The 19,154-nt window shown below is 70.6% G+C and carries 20 protein-coding genes; 12 read left to right on the forward strand and 8 right to left on the reverse strand.

Going from position 1 to position 19,154, the window contains the following annotated elements:
* The first annotated feature begins 211 nt into the window (after positions 1 to 211).
* From ACWEN6_RS27925 to ACWEN6_RS27940, 4 genes are all read left to right on the forward strand, one after another.
* Complete coding sequence (locus ACWEN6_RS27925) at positions 212 to 1,270, forward strand: LLM class flavin-dependent oxidoreductase (protein ID WP_452574250.1); 1,059 nt, start codon at positions 212 to 214, stop codon at positions 1,268 to 1,270.
* Between the two features lie 70 nt (positions 1,271 to 1,340).
* A complete protein-coding gene (locus tag ACWEN6_RS27930) occupies positions 1,341 to 1,745 on the forward strand; it encodes an ArsR/SmtB family transcription factor (protein ID WP_452574252.1) in 405 nt (134 codons plus the stop codon).
* Entirely contained in the window at positions 1,742 to 2,200 is a 459-nt protein-coding gene (locus tag ACWEN6_RS27935; RefSeq protein WP_452574254.1) for an SRPBCC family protein, read from the forward strand. The genes ACWEN6_RS27930 and ACWEN6_RS27935 overlap by 4 nt, the downstream gene beginning before the upstream one ends.
* Positions 2,191 to 2,973 carry an alpha/beta fold hydrolase gene (locus ACWEN6_RS27940; protein WP_452574256.1) on the forward strand — a complete coding sequence of 261 codons (783 nt, stop codon included), beginning with the start codon at positions 2,191 to 2,193 and terminating at the stop codon, positions 2,971 to 2,973. Before ACWEN6_RS27935 ends, ACWEN6_RS27940 begins: the two co-directional genes overlap by 10 nt.
* A 55-nt stretch (positions 2,974 to 3,028) precedes the next feature.
* Here ACWEN6_RS27940 and ACWEN6_RS27945 read toward each other — a convergent pair whose 3' ends face one another.
* A complete protein-coding gene (locus tag ACWEN6_RS27945; RefSeq protein WP_452574258.1) occupies positions 3,029 to 3,706 on the reverse strand; it encodes an NADPH-dependent F420 reductase in 678 nt (225 codons plus the stop codon).
* A 197-nt stretch (positions 3,707 to 3,903) separates the two neighbouring features.
* Between ACWEN6_RS27945 and ACWEN6_RS27950 the strand changes: the two genes are divergently transcribed.
* Complete coding sequence (locus ACWEN6_RS27950) at positions 3,904 to 4,188, forward strand: hypothetical protein (RefSeq protein ID WP_452574260.1); 285 nt, start codon at positions 3,904 to 3,906, stop codon at positions 4,186 to 4,188.
* A 179-nt stretch (positions 4,189 to 4,367) separates the two neighbouring features.
* Here ACWEN6_RS27950 and ACWEN6_RS27955 read toward each other — a convergent pair whose 3' ends face one another.
* A complete protein-coding gene (locus ACWEN6_RS27955; RefSeq protein ID WP_452574262.1) occupies positions 4,368 to 5,594 on the reverse strand; it encodes a family 16 glycosylhydrolase in 1,227 nt (408 codons plus the stop codon).
* Positions 5,595 to 6,097: 503 nt separating this feature from the next.
* Between ACWEN6_RS27955 and ACWEN6_RS27960 the strand changes: the two genes are divergently transcribed.
* Both ACWEN6_RS27960 and ACWEN6_RS27965 read left to right on the forward strand, forming a co-directional pair.
* A complete protein-coding gene (locus ACWEN6_RS27960; protein ID WP_452574264.1) occupies positions 6,098 to 6,694 on the forward strand; it encodes a dihydrofolate reductase family protein in 597 nt (198 codons plus the stop codon).
* 139 nt (positions 6,695 to 6,833) lie between these two features.
* Positions 6,834 to 7,586, forward strand: a complete 753-nt coding sequence (locus ACWEN6_RS27965; protein ID WP_452574266.1) for an NAD(P)H-binding protein — start codon at positions 6,834 to 6,836, stop codon at positions 7,584 to 7,586.
* A 298-nt stretch (positions 7,587 to 7,884) separates the two neighbouring features.
* Here ACWEN6_RS27965 and ACWEN6_RS27970 read toward each other — a convergent pair whose 3' ends face one another.
* Together ACWEN6_RS27970 and ACWEN6_RS27975 are read right to left on the reverse strand one after the other, a co-directional pair.
* Positions 7,885 to 8,112 (reverse strand): hypothetical protein, encoded by a 228-nt coding sequence (locus ACWEN6_RS27970; RefSeq protein ID WP_354838617.1) that lies wholly within the window; start codon positions 8,110 to 8,112, stop codon positions 7,885 to 7,887.
* A 410-nt stretch (positions 8,113 to 8,522) separates the two neighbouring features.
* On the reverse strand, positions 8,523 to 11,858 hold the full coding sequence (locus tag ACWEN6_RS27975; RefSeq protein ID WP_452574268.1) for a S8 family serine peptidase: 3,336 nt from the start codon (positions 11,856 to 11,858) through the stop codon (positions 8,523 to 8,525).
* Positions 11,859 to 11,948: 90 nt separating this feature from the next.
* Between ACWEN6_RS27975 and ACWEN6_RS27980 the strand changes: the two genes are divergently transcribed.
* Positions 11,949 to 13,007 carry a TrmB family transcriptional regulator gene (locus tag ACWEN6_RS27980; RefSeq protein WP_452574270.1) on the forward strand — a complete coding sequence of 353 codons (1,059 nt, stop codon included), beginning with the start codon at positions 11,949 to 11,951 and terminating at the stop codon, positions 13,005 to 13,007.
* Positions 13,008 to 13,134: 127 nt separating this feature from the next.
* Here ACWEN6_RS27980 and ACWEN6_RS27985 read toward each other — a convergent pair whose 3' ends face one another.
* Positions 13,135 to 13,704, reverse strand: a complete 570-nt coding sequence (locus tag ACWEN6_RS27985; protein ID WP_452574272.1) for a TetR/AcrR family transcriptional regulator — start codon at positions 13,702 to 13,704, stop codon at positions 13,135 to 13,137.
* 74 nt (positions 13,705 to 13,778) lie between these two features.
* On the opposite strand from ACWEN6_RS27985, the gene ACWEN6_RS27990 reads away from it, so the two are divergent.
* Complete coding sequence (locus tag ACWEN6_RS27990) at positions 13,779 to 14,276, forward strand: FBP domain-containing protein (RefSeq protein ID WP_354921969.1); 498 nt, start codon at positions 13,779 to 13,781, stop codon at positions 14,274 to 14,276.
* Positions 14,277 to 14,327: 51 nt separating this feature from the next.
* Here ACWEN6_RS27990 and ACWEN6_RS27995 read toward each other — a convergent pair whose 3' ends face one another.
* Positions 14,328 to 14,636, reverse strand: coding sequence for a muconolactone Delta-isomerase family protein (locus tag ACWEN6_RS27995; RefSeq protein WP_452574274.1), 309 nt, complete (start codon positions 14,634 to 14,636; stop codon positions 14,328 to 14,330).
* A gap of 395 nt (positions 14,637 to 15,031) precedes the next feature.
* The gene (locus ACWEN6_RS28000; protein ID WP_452574276.1) at positions 15,032 to 16,015 is read right to left on the reverse strand and encodes a zinc-dependent alcohol dehydrogenase family protein; all 984 of its coding nucleotides are present in this window, start codon (positions 16,013 to 16,015) and stop codon (positions 15,032 to 15,034) included.
* 85 nt (positions 16,016 to 16,100) lie between these two features.
* Here ACWEN6_RS28000 and ACWEN6_RS28005 point away from each other — a divergent pair, with 85 nt between their 5' ends.
* Positions 16,101 to 16,529: a winged helix-turn-helix transcriptional regulator gene (locus ACWEN6_RS28005; protein WP_452574278.1), complete on the forward strand. Its 429-nt coding sequence runs from the start codon at positions 16,101 to 16,103 to the stop codon at positions 16,527 to 16,529.
* Between the two features lie 37 nt (positions 16,530 to 16,566).
* Here ACWEN6_RS28005 and ACWEN6_RS28010 read toward each other — a convergent pair whose 3' ends face one another.
* The gene (locus ACWEN6_RS28010; protein WP_452574280.1) at positions 16,567 to 16,968 is read right to left on the reverse strand and encodes a hypothetical protein; all 402 of its coding nucleotides are present in this window, start codon (positions 16,966 to 16,968) and stop codon (positions 16,567 to 16,569) included.
* Between ACWEN6_RS28010 and ACWEN6_RS28015 the strand changes: the two genes are divergently transcribed.
* Positions 16,958 to 17,431: a hypothetical protein gene (locus ACWEN6_RS28015; protein ID WP_452574282.1), complete on the forward strand. Its 474-nt coding sequence runs from the start codon at positions 16,958 to 16,960 to the stop codon at positions 17,429 to 17,431. The genes ACWEN6_RS28010 and ACWEN6_RS28015 overlap by 11 nt on opposite strands.
* 236 nt (positions 17,432 to 17,667) lie before the next feature.
* Complete coding sequence (locus ACWEN6_RS28020) at positions 17,668 to 18,903, forward strand: hypothetical protein (protein WP_452574284.1); 1,236 nt, start codon at positions 17,668 to 17,670, stop codon at positions 18,901 to 18,903.
* Positions 18,904 to 19,154: the final 251 nt, after the last annotated feature.

Below are 19,154 nucleotides of genomic sequence, written 5' to 3' on the forward strand. Positions count from 1 at the left end.
CGACCGGCTCGTACTTGGTCGGGGTGAGGGGGTCTTCGCCCTCACGGGTATGAAAACCATTGCCAATACCTCGATATTCCCGCCCATCCGACCGGCCCGCCGAGCGGGACCGCGTCCACGGTGCCCACGGTGCCGCCGTGGACGCGCGCCGGAATGCCCGGAGCCGGCCCATGGTTCGGCCTACTGCTCACGCAGTGGAGGAAGGCAAGGGATGTCCGAACAACTTGAGTTCGCCGTCGACACGTTCGGGGACGTGACCGCCGACGCGGACGGGAACCGGCTGCCGTACGCGCAGGTGATCCGCAACCTCGTCGAGGAGGCCGTGCTCGCCGACGGCGTCGGGATCGACGCGATCGGCATCGGGGAGCACCATCGCGACGACTTCGCCGTCTCGGCGCCCGAGATCGTGCTGGCGACGATCGCCGGCCGGACCGAGCGCATCCGCCTCGGCACCGCGGTGACCGTGCTCAGCTCAGACGATCCGGTGCGGGTGTTCGAGAGGTTCGCCACCCTTGACGCGGTGTCCCGGGGCCGAGCCGAGATCATCCTCGGCCGTGGGTCCTTCACCGAGTCCTTCCCGCTGTTCGGCTACGACCTCGCGCAGTACGAGGAACTGTTCGAGGAGAAGCTCGACCTGCTCTCCCACCTGCTGGAAGAGGGCCCGGTCACCTGGCGGGGCCGGCTGCGGGCGGGGCTTGAGAACCAGCACGTGTACCCGAAGACGGAGTCCGGCCGGCTGCGCACCTGGATCGGCGTCGGCGGCAGCCCCGAGTCGGTGATCCGCGCCGCGCGCTACCGGATGCCGCTCATGCTCGCGATCATCGGTGGCCCGCCCGCCCGCTTCGCGCCGTTCACCGACCTGTACCGGCGCGCCCTCGACCAGTTCAAGGCGCCGAAGTCGCCGATCGGGGTGCACTCGCCCGGCCACATCGCCGAGACCGACCGGCAGGCGCGCGACGAACTGTGGCCGCACTACCAGCGCATGCACGACCGCATCGGGCGTGAGCGCGGCTGGGGACCCACCACCCGCGCACGGTTCGAGTCCGAGGCCGACGAGGGCTCGCTGTACGTCGGATCGCCCGACACGGTGGCGGCGAAGATCGCCGGCACCGTGCGCACGCTGGGCGTCGACCGCTTCGAGCTCAAGTACAGCTCCGGGACGCTCCCGCACGAGAAGCTGATGACCACGATCCGCCTCTACGGCGAGGAGGTCGTGCCCCGGGTGCGCGCGCTCCTGTCCGACACCCCCGCCGCCACGCCCGCCGGGTGAGGCCGGCTCCGCCGCGAACTTTGTCAACCAGAAGGTTGTGAAACCTTCTGGTTGAGAATAAGGTCGGGGCATGACAGTCGTCGAAGACGAGATGAGCCTGGTGTTCGCGGCCCTGGCCGATCCCACCAGGCGTGCCATCCTGGAGCGCCTGGCCCATGGCGAGGCGACCGTGAACCAGCTCGCCCAGCCGTTCGCGATGTCGCAGCAGGCGGTCTCCAAGCATCTGAAGGTGCTCGAACGCGCGCGCCTGATCTCGCGCACCCGCAGCGCGCAGTCGCGGCCGTGCGTCCTTCTGACCGAGCACCTGGACGCGGCGGCCGGCTGGATCGCGCGCCACCGGCGGGTCTGGGCCGACCGCCACGACCGCCTCGGCGACCACCTCGCCGCCCTGCGGGACGCACGCCGCGATGGGGAGGAGACCGCGCGGGCCGTCCCGCTGGACGCGCGGCGCGACGGCGAGGGGAGGGCGAAGTGAGCGAGACCGGCGAGCTGACCTACCGTCGCGTGCACCACGCGACGCCCGAGCTGCTGTTCGACTGCATGACCACGCCCGAGCACCTCACCCACTTCTGGGGTCCGGCCGGGACGACGACCCCCATCGACGACATCGTCGTCGACCCGCGCCCTGGCGGGATCTTCCAGACGACCATGGTCAACGACGCCGACGGCGGCTCCTACACGATGCGCGCCGTCTACGTCGAAGTCCGCCGCCCCGACCTGCTGGAGTGGGTGGAACCCGGAGTCGAGGGCGGCATGCGCACCACCATCACCTTCGTCGACCTGCACGACGGGCGCACCGAGGTGATCACCCACCAGACCAACGTGCCCGCCGCCTACCTCGACGCCGCGGCGCGGGCCGGGTTCGCCACCAGCCTCGACCGGTTCGACGCCTACCTGGCCGGGCTCGGAAGGAGCACGGAATGCCGATAGTCACCTCCGCCGACGGGACCGAGATCGCTTACGAGCGCGCCGGCGAGGGGCCGGCGCTGGTCCTGGTCGACGGCGCCATGTGCCACCGCGCCGCCGGGCCGATGCGGCCGCTCGCCGCGCTGCTGCGCGACCGCTTCACCGTCCACGCCTACGACCGCCGTGGCCGTGGCGAGAGCTCCGACACCCCGCCCTACGCCGTCGCCCGCGAGGTCGAGGACCTCCAGGCCGTCATCGCGCGGGCCGGCGGCCGGGCGTTCGTCTACGGCATCTCCTCCGGCGCGGCCCTCGCCCTGGCCGCCGCCGCGGCCGGCTCCGGCATCGCCGGGCTGGCGCTGTACGAGCCGCCGTTCATGGCCGAGGTCGAGGACGGCCCCCACTCCAAGGAGTACACCGAACGGCTGCGCGAACTGCTCGACGCGGGCCGCCGGGGCGACGCCGTCGCGCTGTTCATGACGCGGGTCGGCGTGCCCGCCGCCGTCGTCGCGGGCATGCGGGAGCAGTCGTCCTGGGCCGCGTTCGAGGCGATCGCCCCGACGCTGGCCTACGACGACGCGGTGCTCACCGGCGGCGTCGTTCCCCGCGACCTGGCCCGGGCGGTCGCCGTTCCGTCCCTGGTGCTCGCCGGGGACGCCGGCCCCGCGCCGCTGCGGCAGGCGGCGCGGGCCACGGCGGAGGCGCTGCCGAACGCGGAGTACCGCACCCTCCCCGGTCAGACCCACGATGTCGCGCCCGAGGCGCTCACGCCGGTGCTGACGGCGTTCTTCGGCGGGTGATCCCGCGCGGTCGGCACCTGGCGGCACCTGGCGGCACCTGCCGCCGCGGCGCCGGTCAGCGCCGGGCGGCGGCCAGGGCCTCGCGCAGGGTGGCCGCGGTGACCCTCACGCCTGGACCGCTGAAGTCGTGGCTCTCCCCGGCGTAGGGCACGCCGTAGGCGGGGGTGCCGGGCTGCAGGCGCCAGCTCTCGGCCAGCGTCCCCGCGTCCAGGGTGTCGTACCCGATGCGGTCGAGGAACGCGGCGACCTCGTCCTTGGCCGCCTGGTCGTCGCCCGCGATCGCCAGGGCGCTGCGGTCGGCGGCGCCGGCGGGCCGGGCGAGCTCGCCCAGGTGCCGGAAGCTGATGTTGTTGAACGTCTTGACGACCCGTGACGCGGGCAGATGCCGCTGCAGCAGCTCGCTGGAGGTGGCCGACGCGTCGTCCAGCTCGGGGATGTTCCCGTCGCGCTGGGGATAGTAGTTGTCGGTGTCCATGACGGTCTTGCCGGCGAGCGGCTCGGCCGGGACGTCCAGATAGGCCCGCAGCGGGATGCTGACGACCACCAGGTCGCCGGCCGCCGCCGCCTCGGCGGGGGTCGCCGCCCTGGCCTTCGGTCCCAGTTCGGCGACCAGGTCCTTCAACGTCTCCGGCCCCCGCGAGTTGCTCAGCACCACGTCGTAGCCGGCCGCCACCGAAAGCCGGGCGACCGTGCCGCCGATGTATCCGCTGCCGATGAATCCGATAGTCGTCATGTGCGACTGCAACCCCCGCTCCCCACCGGGCATTCCTCGTCGCCACGGCCCCGCCTCGCCGCCATGCCGTGGCTCGGAGGAGTCCTGGGGCCGCTCGCGTCAGTGGCGTGAGCCGAGCTCATATCAGGTGCTGCGCGGAGTCCGGCGTATGGGACAGTTGGCCGCAATGATCCTCACGCGGATTCTGGAGCGTAACCATGGCGGCGGAGTTCGAACTCGGCGATCACATTCTGGTGCTGGACGGCCGCGTCCTGGAGATCTTCCGCAGGGACGCGTCCGAGAGCATGCGCTACCACGTGGCCTTCATCGGCGTGGACGCCCAGCCGAAGGGCGAGGGGTTCAAGGTCCGGCTCGGCGCCCGGCGGCATGACGACACGATTCTCGGCGGACTGAGCCTGAAGATGGACCGGGAGCAGTTCCAGCGTTTCAGTGCCTTCATGGCCTTGGCCATCGCTGCCCGCGACCAGGTGGACGCCCCCTGACCGATCCGGTGCGGCCGCGTCGCCGCCGGGTGTCCCCGGACGCGACAGGGAGTGCTGACCGGACCAAGGCGGACGGCGCCCCAGACGTCGGGCGCATGAACAGCACGGGAAAGGCCGGCAGCGGCTGCTGCCGGCCTTTCCGGGCTCGTTCCGCGTTGATTCCGTGTCACCCGGGAGGGTCAGGCGCGGGTCCACTTCTGGTTGGAGGCGCCGGTGCAGTCCCACAGCTGGAGCAGCGCGCCGTTGGCGGTGTTGCGGTCGACGACGTCCACGCATCTGCCGGAGGCCGGGTTGACCAGGTCGCCGGCCGAGTTGAGCGTGAAGCGCTGGGCGGCGGTGCCGTTGCAGGTGTAGAGCTGAATGCGGGTGCCGTTGGCGGTCCCGGCCGCCGCCGCGTCCATGCACTTGCCCATCGCGCGCATCGTGCCGTCGCCGTTGGCCGACCACTGCTGGGCGGCCGTGCCGTTGCAGTCGTAGGTCTGCAGCGCGGCGGCGTCGACCGGGTTGGCGCCGGGGATGTCGATGCATCGGCCGCTCAGGGCGGACTTCAGCGCGGTGCCGGTCCCGGGGTTGTCGTTGGTCCACGCCGAGACGCGGACGTAGTCGACCAGCATCGTCTGCGGGAAGCTGCTGCCGCCGTCCGGGTTGCCCGGCCAGTAGCCGCCCACCGCCACGTTGAGGATCATGAAGAAGGGGTGGTCGTAGACCCACCGGTTGCCGTTGAGGTTGGCCGGGGTGACGCGGAAGTACTCCGAGCCGTCCAGGTACCAGACGATCAGGTTGGGCGACCAGTCGACGCGGTAGTTGTGGAATGCGTCGCCGAGCGGGGCGCCGATCGTGCGACCGCCTCCGATGCCGCCGCTGCCGGAGTAGCCGGGGCCGTGCACGGTGCCGTGGACGGTGTTCGGCTCCTTGCCGATGTTCTCCATGATGTCGATCTCGCCGGTGTTCGGCCAGTCGCCGCCGCCGAGCATCCAGAACGCCGGCCAGATGCCCTGGCCCTTGGGAATCTTGATGCTGGCCTCGAAGCGACCGTACGCCTGACTGAACTTGTCGGCGGTCAGGATGCGGCCCGAGGTGTACTGGCAGGTGCCGTAATGGCACTGCAGGTTGGACGGGTTCTCCTTGCGGGCGGTGATGGCGAGGTGGCCCTGCCCGTCCTGGTACACGTTGCGGGTGGAGTTGGTGTAGTACTCCAGCTCGTTGTTGCCCCAGCCGCCGCCGCCGGTGTCGAACTTCCACTTGGAGCCGTCGATGGACGACCCCGAGGCGCCGTTGAACTCGTCGGACCAGGTGACAGGGCCGATGGCGGCTTCGGCCCTCCCGCTGCCCGTGACGGTGACCAGGCCGCTGGTCAGGGTGACCAGCACGGCTGCGGCCATGAGGAGAAGCCGGGGTTTGCGCATGGAGACCTCCGGTCGTGTGGTCCTTGCCAGGCACGGACTTCCGGTCGCGCGGGGGCACGGCGCGGGGGAGCGCGATGGGACTCCCTGGTCTTGCCGGAAGTTCTTTTAGACCTTGAATCAAGAGGATGTAACACCGCTGTCACAACCCTTGTCAATAGGAAAGTTTATTTCTGGTTTATGATCGCGCCGCCGCCCGGTCCGCCCACCGGACGGCTCCCCGCGCACTGCCTGAACCGCCGCGTACCGCCTCAGCCGTGCGCCACACCGACAAATTAGACTTCCTTGACAAGAATATTTGTCGCGCGTAGCGTGCGGGCCATGTGGGACAGCACCGTGAACGGGAGATCGGCCGCAGCCGAGGTCGGCCGCGATCCCGTCATGGTCCGGCCGGCGGCCGGGGGAGAAGAGCTCGGCGCGGCGGCCATGCCGCCCGCCGCGGCCGGCCCGTCCCGGCACGAGACCGACCACCACCTCGGCACCGTACCCATGAAGGAGCGAGTCCCATGCGCATCGTGATCATCGAGTTCATGAGCCTGGACGGCGTTGTACAGGCGCCGGGCGGCCCCGAGGAGGACACCGACGGCGGTTTCGCCCACGGTGGCTGGTCGCACCCGTTCTTCGACAACGACGTCGCGGGCGGCGCCTTCGACGAATCCCTGGGCAAGGCCGAGGCGCTGCTGTACGGGCGGCGGACGTGGCAGTCGATGGCCGCCGCGTGGCCCGAGCGGGCCGGTGACCCCTTCGCCGACCGGATGAACGCCATCCCCAAGTACGTGGTGTCGGAGACGCTGGGCGACGACAAGCTGACCTGGGACAACACCACGCGCATCCCCGGCGGCGAGGCGGTCGCCCGCATCCGTGAGCTGCGCGGCACCGACGGAGGCGACCTGCTGGTCATGGGGAGTCCCACGCTCGCGCGCACCCTCATGCACGAGGGCCTGGTCGACGAGCTCCGTCTGGTGATCATGCCGGTGCTCCTCGGCGGCGGCAAGACGATCTTCCCGGACGACGGCGGCAAGCGCACGCTGGAGCTGGTCACGACGACCACCAGCCGCGCCGGCGTCCAGGTGTGCACCTACCGCGCGCTCGCCGAGGCCTAGCCCCGCGCCCGCCCTCGGCCGACGACACGAAGGGCCCATCCCGCGGCCGGTGTGCCGCGGGCCGGCGGGGCGGAAAAGCAGTGGCATCGTGACATGGGCGGGGAGTTCACTTGGGGCCACTGTTCCCAGAAGGAGTCCCATGATCGCCGTCTCGGCCGCCTCCGGTGCGCTCGGCCGCCTCGTCATCGACCATCTACGGCCTCGGTCGGAGGTGACGGCGGTGGTGCGCGACCCTGGCAGGGCTCCCGAAGGCGTCCCGGTGCGGCGCGGCGACTACGACGACCCGGCGAGCCTGCGCGAGGCGTTCAAGGGAGTCACGCGCCTGCTCCTGATCTCCTCCCCGGAACTGAACCCCGCCCGCAGGATCAGGCAGCACCTGGCCGCCGTGGCCGCCGCCGAGGAGGCGGGCGTCGAGGCCGTCGCCTTCACCAGCTTCCTCGGGGCGGGCACCGTCGCCACCGGCATGACCGAGGCCTACCATGCCACCGAGCAGGCCATACGCGCGAGCGGGCTGGCGTACACGATCTTGCGACACCCCTTCTACAGCGATGCCTTCGTCCCGCGCGTCACCAACGGGGAGATCACCGGCAGCACCGGTGGGCGCGGCCTGAACACGGCCTTCCGGTCCGACCTCGCGGAGGCGGCGGCGAACGTCCTGACCGGCGAGGGACATCTGGGCCGGGCTTACGACTTCACCGGTCCTGTGTGGAGTCATCCCGAGGTGGCCAAAGCGGCCGGAGTGCCCTACCGCGAGGTGCCCGACGCTGGGCAGGGCCCGATGAGCTGGATCAACGCTCAGGTGCGGGCGGGCGCGCTGGAACTGCAGACCGCCGACCTCGAACGGGTGCTCGGGCGGCCCGCCGAGACGGTGCTGTCCCGCGTCCTGTCCTGACGGTGACCGCGCGGTCCGGCCTGCCGCGGCCCGCCGTCTCCAGGAGACCGGCCCCAGGACCGCGAGCAGGACGATGGCGATATGAGCGCATCGGCAGATGAGCACATGAGCGCATGAGGAGATGCGCAGCACTGCGGGCATGACGGCGGGCATCGTGCCGACGGCATGCTGACGCCTACTCGCGGCCCCGTGCCGCTACGACCGGGGCCGAGGAAGGCAGGACCGGGCCGGGACCGCCGGCGTGGACGCATCCGAATCGTGATGCTTCCCCGCCTGCGGCGGCCTCAGGACTCAGGGCTCAGAGTTTGTACAGCTTGTTGAAGGGTGTGGTGATTCGTTCCTGCCGCGATCCGAAATCGACGATCACGGCGACCTCGTCTTCCACACCGATGACGACGCCAAGACCATAGCGATCATGGGTCACCCGGTCGTTCACGCTGAACCGCTCGACCGGTGGCGTGGGAGGCGGGGGCTTGAAGGGACTGGTGGGCAGGTGGCGACGGGGCACGCCGCTAGCTTGGTTCATCCCCTCCAGTATGTGCCGCCTGGGGGAACGCTCGCGACCGAAGAGCCGCAAGTACCCCAAACGATCAAGATGTGGACGGCGGCCAGGAGCCCGGTTCGCGGGCCGGAAGGGCAGCGTCACGATCGTCGCCGACCGAGGGTGACGTCCGTGATCACGATCTGACATCGGCCGGTCCGCCCCCCGCGGGCGCGGCATCGCACCGCTTCCGACGGGCGTCCCGCGGTCCGCTCGCGTCTCCGCCCGCGGGCCGCGGAAATATTGACTGCCGAGGCCGCGCAGACCTCCGGCCGGGGGAGACGGCATGTCTCCACCCGGCCGGAAATTCTCCTGGTGAGGGCGTCCACCTCGGCGCGTGGCCGGCCTGGTGATCGGCTACCTACCTCCAGGCGGAACGGCGAGGTGTCAGGGGGTCACTTGATCTCGTAGGCCCGCACGACGGTCTCGCTGAAGGCGTTGCCGCCGGTGTCGGTGGCCTTGACCCGCAGGGAGGCGAACCCGCCCCGCGCTCCGGACGGAGTCCAGGTCTCGGCCGACCAGGCGCCCTTGCCCGAGGGGTGCACCAGCGTCGGCAGCCAGGTGCGGCCGTCGTCGTAGGAGACCTCCACGGTCAGGGTGCTCACCTTCAGGTCGGCCGAGCCGGCCTGGCGCTGCAATTGCAGCGGGATGCGCGTGTGGCCCACGGCCGCGCGGTTGCGCTCGTCCAGCTCGGGGTTGACCTTGACGGCCAGCAGCGGCAGCAGATCCCGTTCGCCCGCCTTGGGCGTCTTGGACCTGAACCGCCACTCGGCGCTGACCCGCGTGGACACCTTGGTCATGGCCGGGTCGCGATCGGCGGTCATCGTGAGGCGATAGTCGGCCTTCTTTCCGTCGGCGGGCAGCTCGACGTTCCCGGGCAGGTAGTCGGAGGCGAAGATCTCCTTGCCGTCGCGGTAGAGCTTGGCCCGCGGGGCGATGTAGCTGCCGTAGGAGTGGCGTTCGGGCACGCCGTCCTCGAACAGCGCGGCGGAGACCTGCAGCAGGTCGCCCTCGCGCCAGGAGTAGTCCCCGTCGGGGTTCAGGGAGGCCCCGAAGACGCCGGTGTTCCAGCGGTCGGTGGTCTTCTGGCCGGCGCGGTAGACGGTGGTCCGGCCGAAGAAGAACTGGTCGAGGTTGTCCCAGCCGTCGTCGGCCGGCTTGTACTGGACGAAGGAGGGGTACCAGCCGGTGTCGCCGGGCGTGTAGTACTCGGTCCGGCGGAACGGGAGCGGGAACCGGGAGACCTCGCCGTACGGCATCCAGGCCAGCGTGGTCCCGTACACCGCGGGAAGGGCGAAGTGCTCGCCGAACTTGCCGTCCCGCTGGGCGGCGTAGGTCGAGGTGACCTCCGCGAGCTCGCGGCGGCGCGGGCGGTAGCCGGGATCGGCGGGGATGCGCGGTTCGGCCTTCATCAGGTGGTAATAGTACGGGCTGTCGTCGTAGCTCCCGTCGCCCTTCGGCCTGGCCCACTGGGTCCAGCGGTAGTAGGCGAACTTCTTGCTCGCCGTGCGCGTGGTGGGGATGGCCTTGACGCCTTCGACGTGGTCGGCTCCCCACAGGCCGCCGAGGTCGACGTCCACGCCGAAGGGCTGCAGGCCGTCGACGAGCTGGAGCATGCCGAGCATGCCGATCGCGAGCCGTGCCGTCGGCTCGTCGGTGCGCACGTCCACCGGCTTGGATCTGCGGGCGTCGGAGGCGAACGTGCGGTCGCCGTCGAGGGTGAACTCCGGGTCCGCGGCCATCACCACGGCGCCGTCCTGGTCGGCCATGAGGGTGACGACCGTGTACCGGTGCCCCTTCTCCAGCCGCAGGTCCAGCGCGCCGGTGGAGACGTCGTAGTTGCGCTGCTCCTTGGCGTCGATGTCGATGACGCCGGCCAGGGCGATGCCGGCGGGCTCGCCGTCGGAGCCGGTGAAGGTGAGCTTGAGCCCGCGCTTCTCCGGTTCGACCTGCATGCCGATGCCGGTGCGCACCGAGGCCCCGGCGCCGGTGGCGATGACCGTGCCGCTGAACATGCCGGTCGCGCCCGGTACGGCGGTCACCTGGACCTGCGCGGTGCCGTGCGCGGGGACGTTCACCGTGGTGGCGCCGAGCTCGAACGGCGTGACCGCCTTGCCGTGGCCGTCCTTGGCCGTCACGGCGAGGTCGAGCCGGACGTCGGCGTCGCCGTCGTTGCGGTAGGTGAGCGTGCGCCGGACGGGGCCGGCGTGGGGCAGCTCGATCAGGCCCATGCTCAGGGAGGCGGGCTCGGTGGTGATCCGCTGGTCCACGGCGCGGGCGACGTCCACCCGGCCGGAGCCCTGGACGTAGGCGCCGAGCTCGTCGCCGGGAGCGGTGGAGGCCATCAGCGCGGCCTTGATCTGGTCGGCCTTCCAGTCCGGGTGCATGCCGGCGACGATCGCCGCCGCTCCCGTGACGTGCGGGGTGGCCATGGACGTGCCGCTCATCTCGGCGTACGACTCGTTGTCGACCGGGGCGCCGGTGTAGGTGTCCGCGGCCCGGGCGGCGACGATGCCGACGCCGGGCGCGATCAGGTCGGGCTTGACGGCGGCGTCGCCGGGCCGGGGGCCGGTGCTGCTGAACTGCGCGACGGTGTCGTCGTCGCGGAAGGAGGCGCCGACCGACAGCGCGCGGTCGGCGCTGCTGGGCGAGCCGAGCGTCTGGGGGCCGTCGTTGCCGGCCGCGATGACGAACAGCGTGCCGTACTTCTCCGACAGCGCGTTGACGGCCTGCTCCGCCGGGTCCAGCCCGGGAGCGTCGGGTTCGCCCAGGCTGAGGTTGACGACGCGGGCGCCCTTCTCGGCCGCCCAGGTCATGCCCTCGATGATGCCCGAGTCCGGGCAGTTGCCGGTCTGGTCGCAGACCTTGCCGATCAGCAGCTTCGCGTCGGGGGCGACGCCCTTGTACCTGCCGCCCGACGCGGCGCCGGAACCGGCGATCGTGGAGGCGACGTGGGTGCCGTGGCCGTGCAGGTCGCGGACGTCGGGCTCGGCGGTGAAGTTCTCGGTCCCGGCGACCAGGCCCGAGAGGTCGGCGTGGCCGGGGTCGTAGCCGGTGTCCAGCACCGCGACGGTGACGTCCTTGCCGGTGTGGCCGGCCGCCCATGCCTGGGGCGCGCCGATGTGCGGGACGCTGACGTCCAGGGACACCTTGGCCTTGCCGTCCAGCCAGATCTTCTCCGGCGCCGCCGCCGTCCTGGCCTGGGCGGTCAGGGACTTCCACAACGCGCCGGCGGCGGCGTGCGGCTCGCTCTGCGCCATGCCGTTGATGGCCGGGAGCGGGCGCCCGCCCGCGACGCGCAGCGCGGCGGTGTCGCCGGCGTAGGTCACGATGAGCGGCAGGGCCTGGCTGGCGGCGTCGTCGTAGCCGAACTCGGCGAGCCGGGTGACGTTGAACAGCCGGGGGTCCAGCCGGCCGGCGGCCAGCAGGGGCATGGCGTCCATGGGGACGACGCTGAGCCCGTCCTGGCTCCGGCGCCGGGTGAAGGTGATCTTCTCCCTGCCGGGGCCCGGCTTGACGCTGAGCTGCTCCTGCTTGTCGGGCAGGGTGCGCAGCGTGATCTTGTCGCCGGTGAGGAGGGTGATCGTCTTGGGCGGGCCGGCCTTGGCGGCGGCCTGCGTCTTGGGGGAGGCGGCGGGGGCGGGCGTCGGGGTGAGGGCGGCCTGGGCCGGCGCCGCGGCCGTCACCAGCGCCGTTATCACAACGCCGAGAAAGGCGGTTCTCTGAAGCACGACCCGATTTCTAACTGTTTGAGAATTTTGGTGACAAGGTGATCCGGTGGCCTATTGCGGCAGCCGCCGGAACCGGCCAAGATCGGACGCGTGCTCGATGACGGCCCGGCGCTGGAAGTTGTGGGGATCAGCGCGTTCGATGAGCGGATCTACCACGGCGTGCTCGCCTCGCCCGGCATCACGGTGCAGGAGCTGGTCATGCGCAGCGGCGAGAGCTCCAGCCGCATCCAGTCCTCGCTGCGAAGACTCCGCGCCAAGGGCATGGTCAGCCGCCTGTGGGGGCGCTCGCCCCGCTGGACGGCGACCAATCCCGGAACGGCGATCCGCTCGCTGGTGCGCGGCCTCCAGAGCGAGCTGGACCGGCTCACCGACACGGCCGACACGCTGGAGGCCGCCTTTCGCACCGTCGGCCAGGACCCGGCGGAAGGCGGCCAGTTCGAGGTCCTCGCCGGTCCCGAGGAGACCGCCCGGTGGTACGTCCGGCTGCAGCAGGAGGCCAAGCAGGAGGTGCTGACCTTCGACCGGCCGCCCTACGTGCTGGACTACCGCAACACCCTGGAGGGCGAGCGCCTGCGCGCCGGCGTCCGCTACCGGGCCGTCTACGCGCGGGAGGCGTTCCTGCACGCCGGAGCGCTCGACGAGCTGGACGAGCAGCTCAGGGCGGGCGAGGATGCGCGCATTCTGCCCGAGCTGCCGTTCAAGATGGTGCTCGTCGACCGCCGGGCGGCGATCATGCCGTTGCACCTGGACCCGCCGCTGAGCCGCAGCGTGCTGATCAGGGGATCCACCATGGTCGTGGCCCTGGTCGAGCTGTTCGAGCGCGTGTGGCGCGAGGCGGTCCCGGTGTACCCGCGGCCCGCGGCCCACGACCGCGCCGCCGAGTCGCCTGGCGGCCCCGAATCGACCGGCGCCCGCGAGCCGGCCCGCGCCACCGGCCCGGAAGAGGAGGTGGAGGGGGAGGAGCTCGGCCTCGCGGATCGCCGGCTGCTGGCGCTGCTGTCGGCCGGGCTCAAGGACGACGCCATCGCCCGCCAGCTCGGCACCAGCCCGCGCAGCCTCCGCCGCCGTCTGCGCCACCTGTTCGACGAGCTGGACGCCGAGACCCGCTTCCAGGCCGGCGCCCAGGCCGGCCGGCGCGGCCTGGTCTGACCTCCCCGGCGACGGCGCCCCTCGCGGACGCCGGTCGCAGGGTTCGCGGGGTTCGCGGGGCCGCGGGGCTTACGGAGCCGCGGACGTGGTCAGGTCGCGGGTCCGCGGACGACGGGCCCGGCGGTCGTCAGGCGGGCGGCCAGTTCCTGAGGACGGCGTCGAGGGCGTCGAGCGTCCTTGCCCACGAGGCGTCCGCCGCGCGCAGACTGTGGCGGAACCCGCCCGCGGTCTCCAGGCTCACGTACCCGTGGAAGGTGCTGTGCAGCATGCGCACCGCGTCCGTCTGGTCGGGTTCCGGCAGGTCGTACCCGCGCAGGATCGCCCGGGTCATGTCCGAGTGCCGGCCCGCGGCGCTGGTGACGGCGGTCTCCCAGTCGAGCTCGATCTGGGCGGCGGCGTACCGTCCCGGATGCTCTTTCGCGTAGCTCCGGTAGGCGTTGGCGAAGGCCACCAGCGCCTCCTTGCCCGCGCGGCCGGCCAGCGCGCGTGCGGCCCTTTCCGCGAGCTCGCCGAGGGCCAGCAACGCCACCCTGACCCGCAGGTCCTGGGCGTCCTTGACGTGCGCGTACAGGGCCGCGGGCTTGACGCCGAACCCGCGCGCGAGCGCCGAGACGGTCACGTTCTGGAAGCCGATCTCGTCGGCCAGGTCCGCCGCCGCAAGTGTCAGGCGTTCCGCGGTCACTCCCGCGCGTGCCATGCGCCACCCTTCTCGCTTACTTACAGCCTTTAAGCATTTGCCTACCTCTACAAGGAAAGCTAGCCTCACCTCTCATGAGACCGGTAACCGAAGACGACATCCGCGCGTCGTTCGTCAACTGCTCCAAGGGAGAGGCCAAGCGCGCCAACCTTCCCAAGGATCTCGCGGACCTGCCCTGGGAAGACCTCGACTTCCTGGGATGGCGGGATCCGGGCGCGCCCGAACGCGCCTACGTGGTCGCCGAACGCGACGGCGGACTCGTGGGCATCGCGCTGCGGGTGACCTCCGGCGGGCTCCGCAACTTCACCCAGCGCAGCATGTGCTCGCTGTGCCTCACCACCCAGACCGGCGGCGGCGTCGGGCTGATGACCGCGCGCCGGACCGGCGAGGCGGGGCGCCAGGGCAACTCGGTGGGGCAGTACCTGTGCGGCGACCTGGCCTGCTCCCTCTACACGCGGGGCAAGAAGCAGACCGCGGGGAGCGGGGTCATCGAGGAGTCCCTGACCGTGGAGGAGAAGGTCGCCCGCACGCGGGCCAACCTGCACTCCTTCCTGGACAAGGTGGTCGCGTGACGGCGGTCGCGTGACGGCGGTCGGAGACTCGTCCGCACGGCCCGCCGAAGCTCACACCCGGTAGCCCTTCTTCACGTCCTCGACGAAGCCGAGGTAGTCCCGCAGAGGCCAGACCTGCTCGTACTCGAGGTACTCCCGCATCGGGAGCCGCCCGAGCGCGGTCCGGTCCAGCTCCTCGGCGTCGGGAGAGTCGACGATCGCGATCAGCCGTTTCTGCGCGGCGACCTTCCAAATGCCCACGCAGAACCCGGACTCGATCGACGCAAGGACGTGTTCGGCCTCGTCGACCTCGATGTCCCACAGTTCGTCGAGGTGGATCCTGCCTTCGTGGTTCCACTTCATCTGGACGTAGAAGAGCATGAAGTCTCCTGTCACTCGGGAGCACGACGGCGGCCCCGATGCCGGGCCGGTCGCCCGCGCGGCGGGACGCCCGCGCCGATGACCTGCCGCCGCGAGCGGTTCAGCGAGGTCGTTCATGCTCGAAGGCCGGTGGGGCGCCGGCGCCCGGCCGGGATTCCGGCGACGTGCTCATGGCCATGCCGCAGTGCGTCATACGGTGGGCGATCGTTAGTGAGCCCGCAGGGTGCCGAGCCGTGGAACCTTCCTGCCGTCAGTCTCGCCGCGGCCCCGGCCGGGGCACAAAGCCTGGCCCCACATCAGTCCCGATTACGTTATGTCCGGATATGTCTCACTGTGCGACGCGTCCACCGGTTACCACGCCAGGCGCGTCGACTCGATTCACCTTCTGGTCCTACCTAGACCGCGACGACGATCTTCTTTCCGGCGTGGAGTCCCTTCTCGAGATGGCGGTGTGCCTCGACGACGTCGTCGAGGGCGAACACCTTGTCGATGGCGGGCCGCAGTGCACCGAGGCGTACACCGGCGTTCAGGAAGGCCGCCATGCGCTTCACCACGACGGCGTCGAGGGTGTGCTCGAAGCTCCGGTAGCCGAAGATCGTGAGCGGTGTGCTTCTCGGAAAGGATGTGGGCCGAGGGTCCAGGAAGCCCGCGGCGACCAGCGTTCCGCCGGGGCGGGCCGCCTTCAGGAGATCCTGCTGGCCGGGACCCATGACAACGTCGAGGACGATGTCGGCGCCGGTCCCGCCGGTGTGGTGGCGGACGGCTTCGACGACGTCCTCGCGGTCGGTGGCGATGACCGCGGCGGCGCCGGCGGCGAGCAGGTCGTCCTTCCTCGCGGTGTGCCGAGTGATGGCGATGGGCACGGCGCCGATCTGATTGGCGATCTGCATCGCCGCCCGGCCGACGCCGCCGGACGCGGCAGTGATGAGGACGTGGTCGCCGGGACGCATCCTCGCCTTCTCGACGAGCGCGCCGTAGGCGGTGGAGTACGCGACCCAGATCGCCGCCGCCTCCGTGATTGCGAGCCCGGCGGGCCGGGCGGCGACCTGGCTCGCGGAGACCGTGGTGTATTCGGCGTAGCTGCCCCTGGCGCTCGCGTCCGGAACGGCCGTGAGGATGACCGGATCGCCGATCTTCAGCCCGGTGAGCTCGGGGCCCAGCGCGTCGATGACGCCGGTTCCTTCGACGCCGAGGCGAGCGTGTGGCAGGGGGATGGTCGCGGGCGAGGTACCCGAACGCATCATCTGGTCGAGCGGGTTGACGGCGAACGCTTCGATCCGGACCCGTACCTCGCCGGCGGCGGGCTCGACGACCGGCTCCTCCACGACATGCATGACATCTGGCCCGCCGAACTCGTCGAACACGACGACTCGTGGCATGGTGACTCCTCCGCATGGTGCTGGTTTCGTTGCTCGCGGAAGACGTTACGGAGCCGCGGGTTACCTCCTGGTACCTTCGATTTTCATGCAGAACGTGGTTGGACCAGCCTTCCTGGCCGACTGCCCCACGCGCCTGGCAGTCGACATCATCTCCGACAAATGGGCCGTGCTCGTGATCTTCGGGCTCAGCCATCAGCCTCGCCGGCACGGTGAGCTGGTCGACCTCATCGGCGGCATCTCGCGCAAGGTCCTCACCCAGGCGCTGCGCCGGCTCCAGCAGTACGGTCTGGTCGAACGCCATGCCGAAGCGCCACGGCGGGTCGAGTACAGCCTCACCGACCTCGGCCGGACCCTCGTCGAGCCCATCGAGGTCCTGACGAACTGGGCGAGGGACTACGGCGGGGCCATCGTCGACTTCCAGGAGGCGGCGGAAGCCGCTGCTGCCGTCGAACGACACGACCGCTTCGAACTCGGCGTCATCGAACGCCTCACCGCCCGCAAGCCCTCCGGGTGACGTCGCCGGACGAACCGGTGTGACCCCGGGCCGCCGTTCAGCGCTGATCAGGTCGTTCGAACGTCTCGAACCGCAGATCCGTCCGCTGGGTGAACTCCAGGTACCGCTTGGCCTTGTCCACGCAATCAGGGCAGATCGGTTCCTTGACCGACCTGGCCGTCGCCTCCGGCGTCGGCTCGCGGAAGCTCCCCAGAACCGTCATGCCGGGAGGAAGCCCGGTATCCGGATCGATCATGATCGTCATGACCCTCGCGGGGTGGAAACCGAAGGTGCGCTTGCACGCGTAGCACCTGCCGATCGTTGAGAGCCCCTCGTCCGCCATATGCCCTCCCTCCCCAGCACCGTACATGCCCGAGATTCCGGTCTTCCCGTGGATCAGCGGTTGCGACAGGATGACGATCGTGATCCCGTCCTGAGAGGTGGTCGCCGTGTCCGTCACGTCGCCTGGCGGCTTACAAGAGGTCCCCCCTCGCTCCCCGGGACGGGTACGGCGATGGCCTCATCGTGCGGCGATCGCGCTCGGTCTCCTGCCGGTCGTCATCCTGGCCGGGCTCGTCATGGCACCCGTATGGATTCACGATCAGCACCTGAACGCTCTCGCCGAGGAGTTCCTCCACCATCCCCTTCCTCCGAACACCGAGTTCGCCGATGAGGAGGTGCAGGCTTCGGTGGCGCTGCGAGGCAACAGCAACCACTGCGACTACCGCCTGCGGTTCAACCTGGCGACCACGTTGCCGGTCGATGAGATCGTGCGTCACTACGCCGATATAGGCCCCGTCGTCGTGTGGACTTCCTCGGAGAAGCTCTCTTATCCGCTCCCGCCCGGTGACGACCAGAGACTGATCATCGTCGAAATTCAGCATTACTACCAGGACCCCAGCTGGGATCTGCGCTGCCACTGATCTCGGCGGCCATGTCGCGAAGTGGCGGCCGGACCGGTCGGCATACCGGCTGAAGGCCGCTTGACCCAGGTGAGCAAACGCATGCTTGACGATCAGCGTGATCCGCGATCTCTTAGGTGGAGCGGCCGGGCCTGACGGAGATCTTGACGCCGTCGGCACGGCATGTTGTGATGCGAATGCCCGTCATTTCATGCTGGTTTAATGGGAAATGGGGAGTTGTGAGGGTTCTCCGGCGTGTGGCAGCCATGGCCGCGCTCCTGATCGGCACGGTCGGCATCCAGGTGATCAATGGGGGAACGGCGCAGGCGGCTCTGCCCACCGCCGCCGTCGCGCTCGGCGACAGCTTCATCAGCGGGGAGGGCGCGGGGAACTACCAGCCCGTCGCAGACGCCTCCGGGACGGCACAGGGCTTCCCCGGCTGGTCGGCCGCCAACAGCAACGCCTACTTCTGTCACCGGTCGGCGAACGCCTCGCTGTTCAAGGCGTCACTCTCCGGCATCCAGGACCGCTTCAACCTCGCGTGCTCCGGGGGACAGCCCGCCGACATCGCCAACCCCGGAAGCGCCCGCGCCAAGGGCCGTTCCGTCGCCTCGCAACTCGACCAGCTGCGCGCCGTCGCCCAGACCCACGACATCGACGTCGTCCTCATCGGCCTCGGCTCCAACAACAGCCAGTTCACCTTCGGCGACGTGGCGGAGCTGTGCGCCAACCGCTTCATCGCCGACGCCTGGACGGGCTGGTGGGAGTTCTGGGCCTACCTGAACGGCGACGTGCCGCAGGAGCCCTGCACGGTCTCGGACCTGGCCACCGACGCCGAGGTCGCGGCCGCGACCACCGAGACCACCGCCGCCCTGCGCCAGGTCCTCGACACCCTCGACCAGGTCGACGCCGACGGCGTCCACCGGGTGGTCCTGCAGACCTACACCAACCCGCTGCCGCTCGACGTGGCCTCGCAGTACTGGGACGAGGACGACCGCACTGACACCCGCGACAAGTTCCGCGCCCTCGGCGCCGAGCGGTACGCCGCCGGCTGCCCGATCCACCGCGCGAGCCTCGCCCCCGGGCACGTGTTCTCCCAGAACCTCGCCTCGCTGGTCAAGAACGCCTACACCACGCTGGCCGCCGAGCGTCCGACGGCCGACCTGCGCGTGCTGGACGTCCAGAAGGCCTTCGACGGGGCCCGGCTCTGCGAGAACCCCGGCAGCCCCACCGGCGCGCTCGCCACGCCGCTCCGCGTGCAGGACGGGCCGTCCGGCACGCCCGTCACCAGCCTGTCCGGCTGGGACAAGATCGGCATCCAGCGGCTGGCGAACACCTGCGTCACCTACTTCCAGACCTGCCAGGAGTCGTGGCACCCCAACGCCGCGGGCCACGTGGTCCTCGGCCAGTGCCTGACCGGCGCCCTCACCGCCGCCCCCCGCACGGTCGTCACCTGCGCCCGCAACCCGAACGGCACGCTCACCATCTCCTGACGTCTCCTCGACGGCGCGCGTCCCCTCTCCGGGGGCGCGCCGTCCTGCACGCGGCCTGTCACGGAGGTCGGCGCACGGCCGGCGGACCGCAACATCCAAACCGGCACCTGCGACTGCTGTCAGACACCCTTCGAACGCATCACCGGCTTCATCAACAACGACGACGGCTCCTACGCGATCTACTACGCATCGTGCTACCACCACGACGGTATCCATGAAGCATGGATCGACGTCATCATCGACGACGCCTG

It is taken from the genome of Sphaerisporangium sp. NPDC004334 (genome assembly GCF_053602655.1).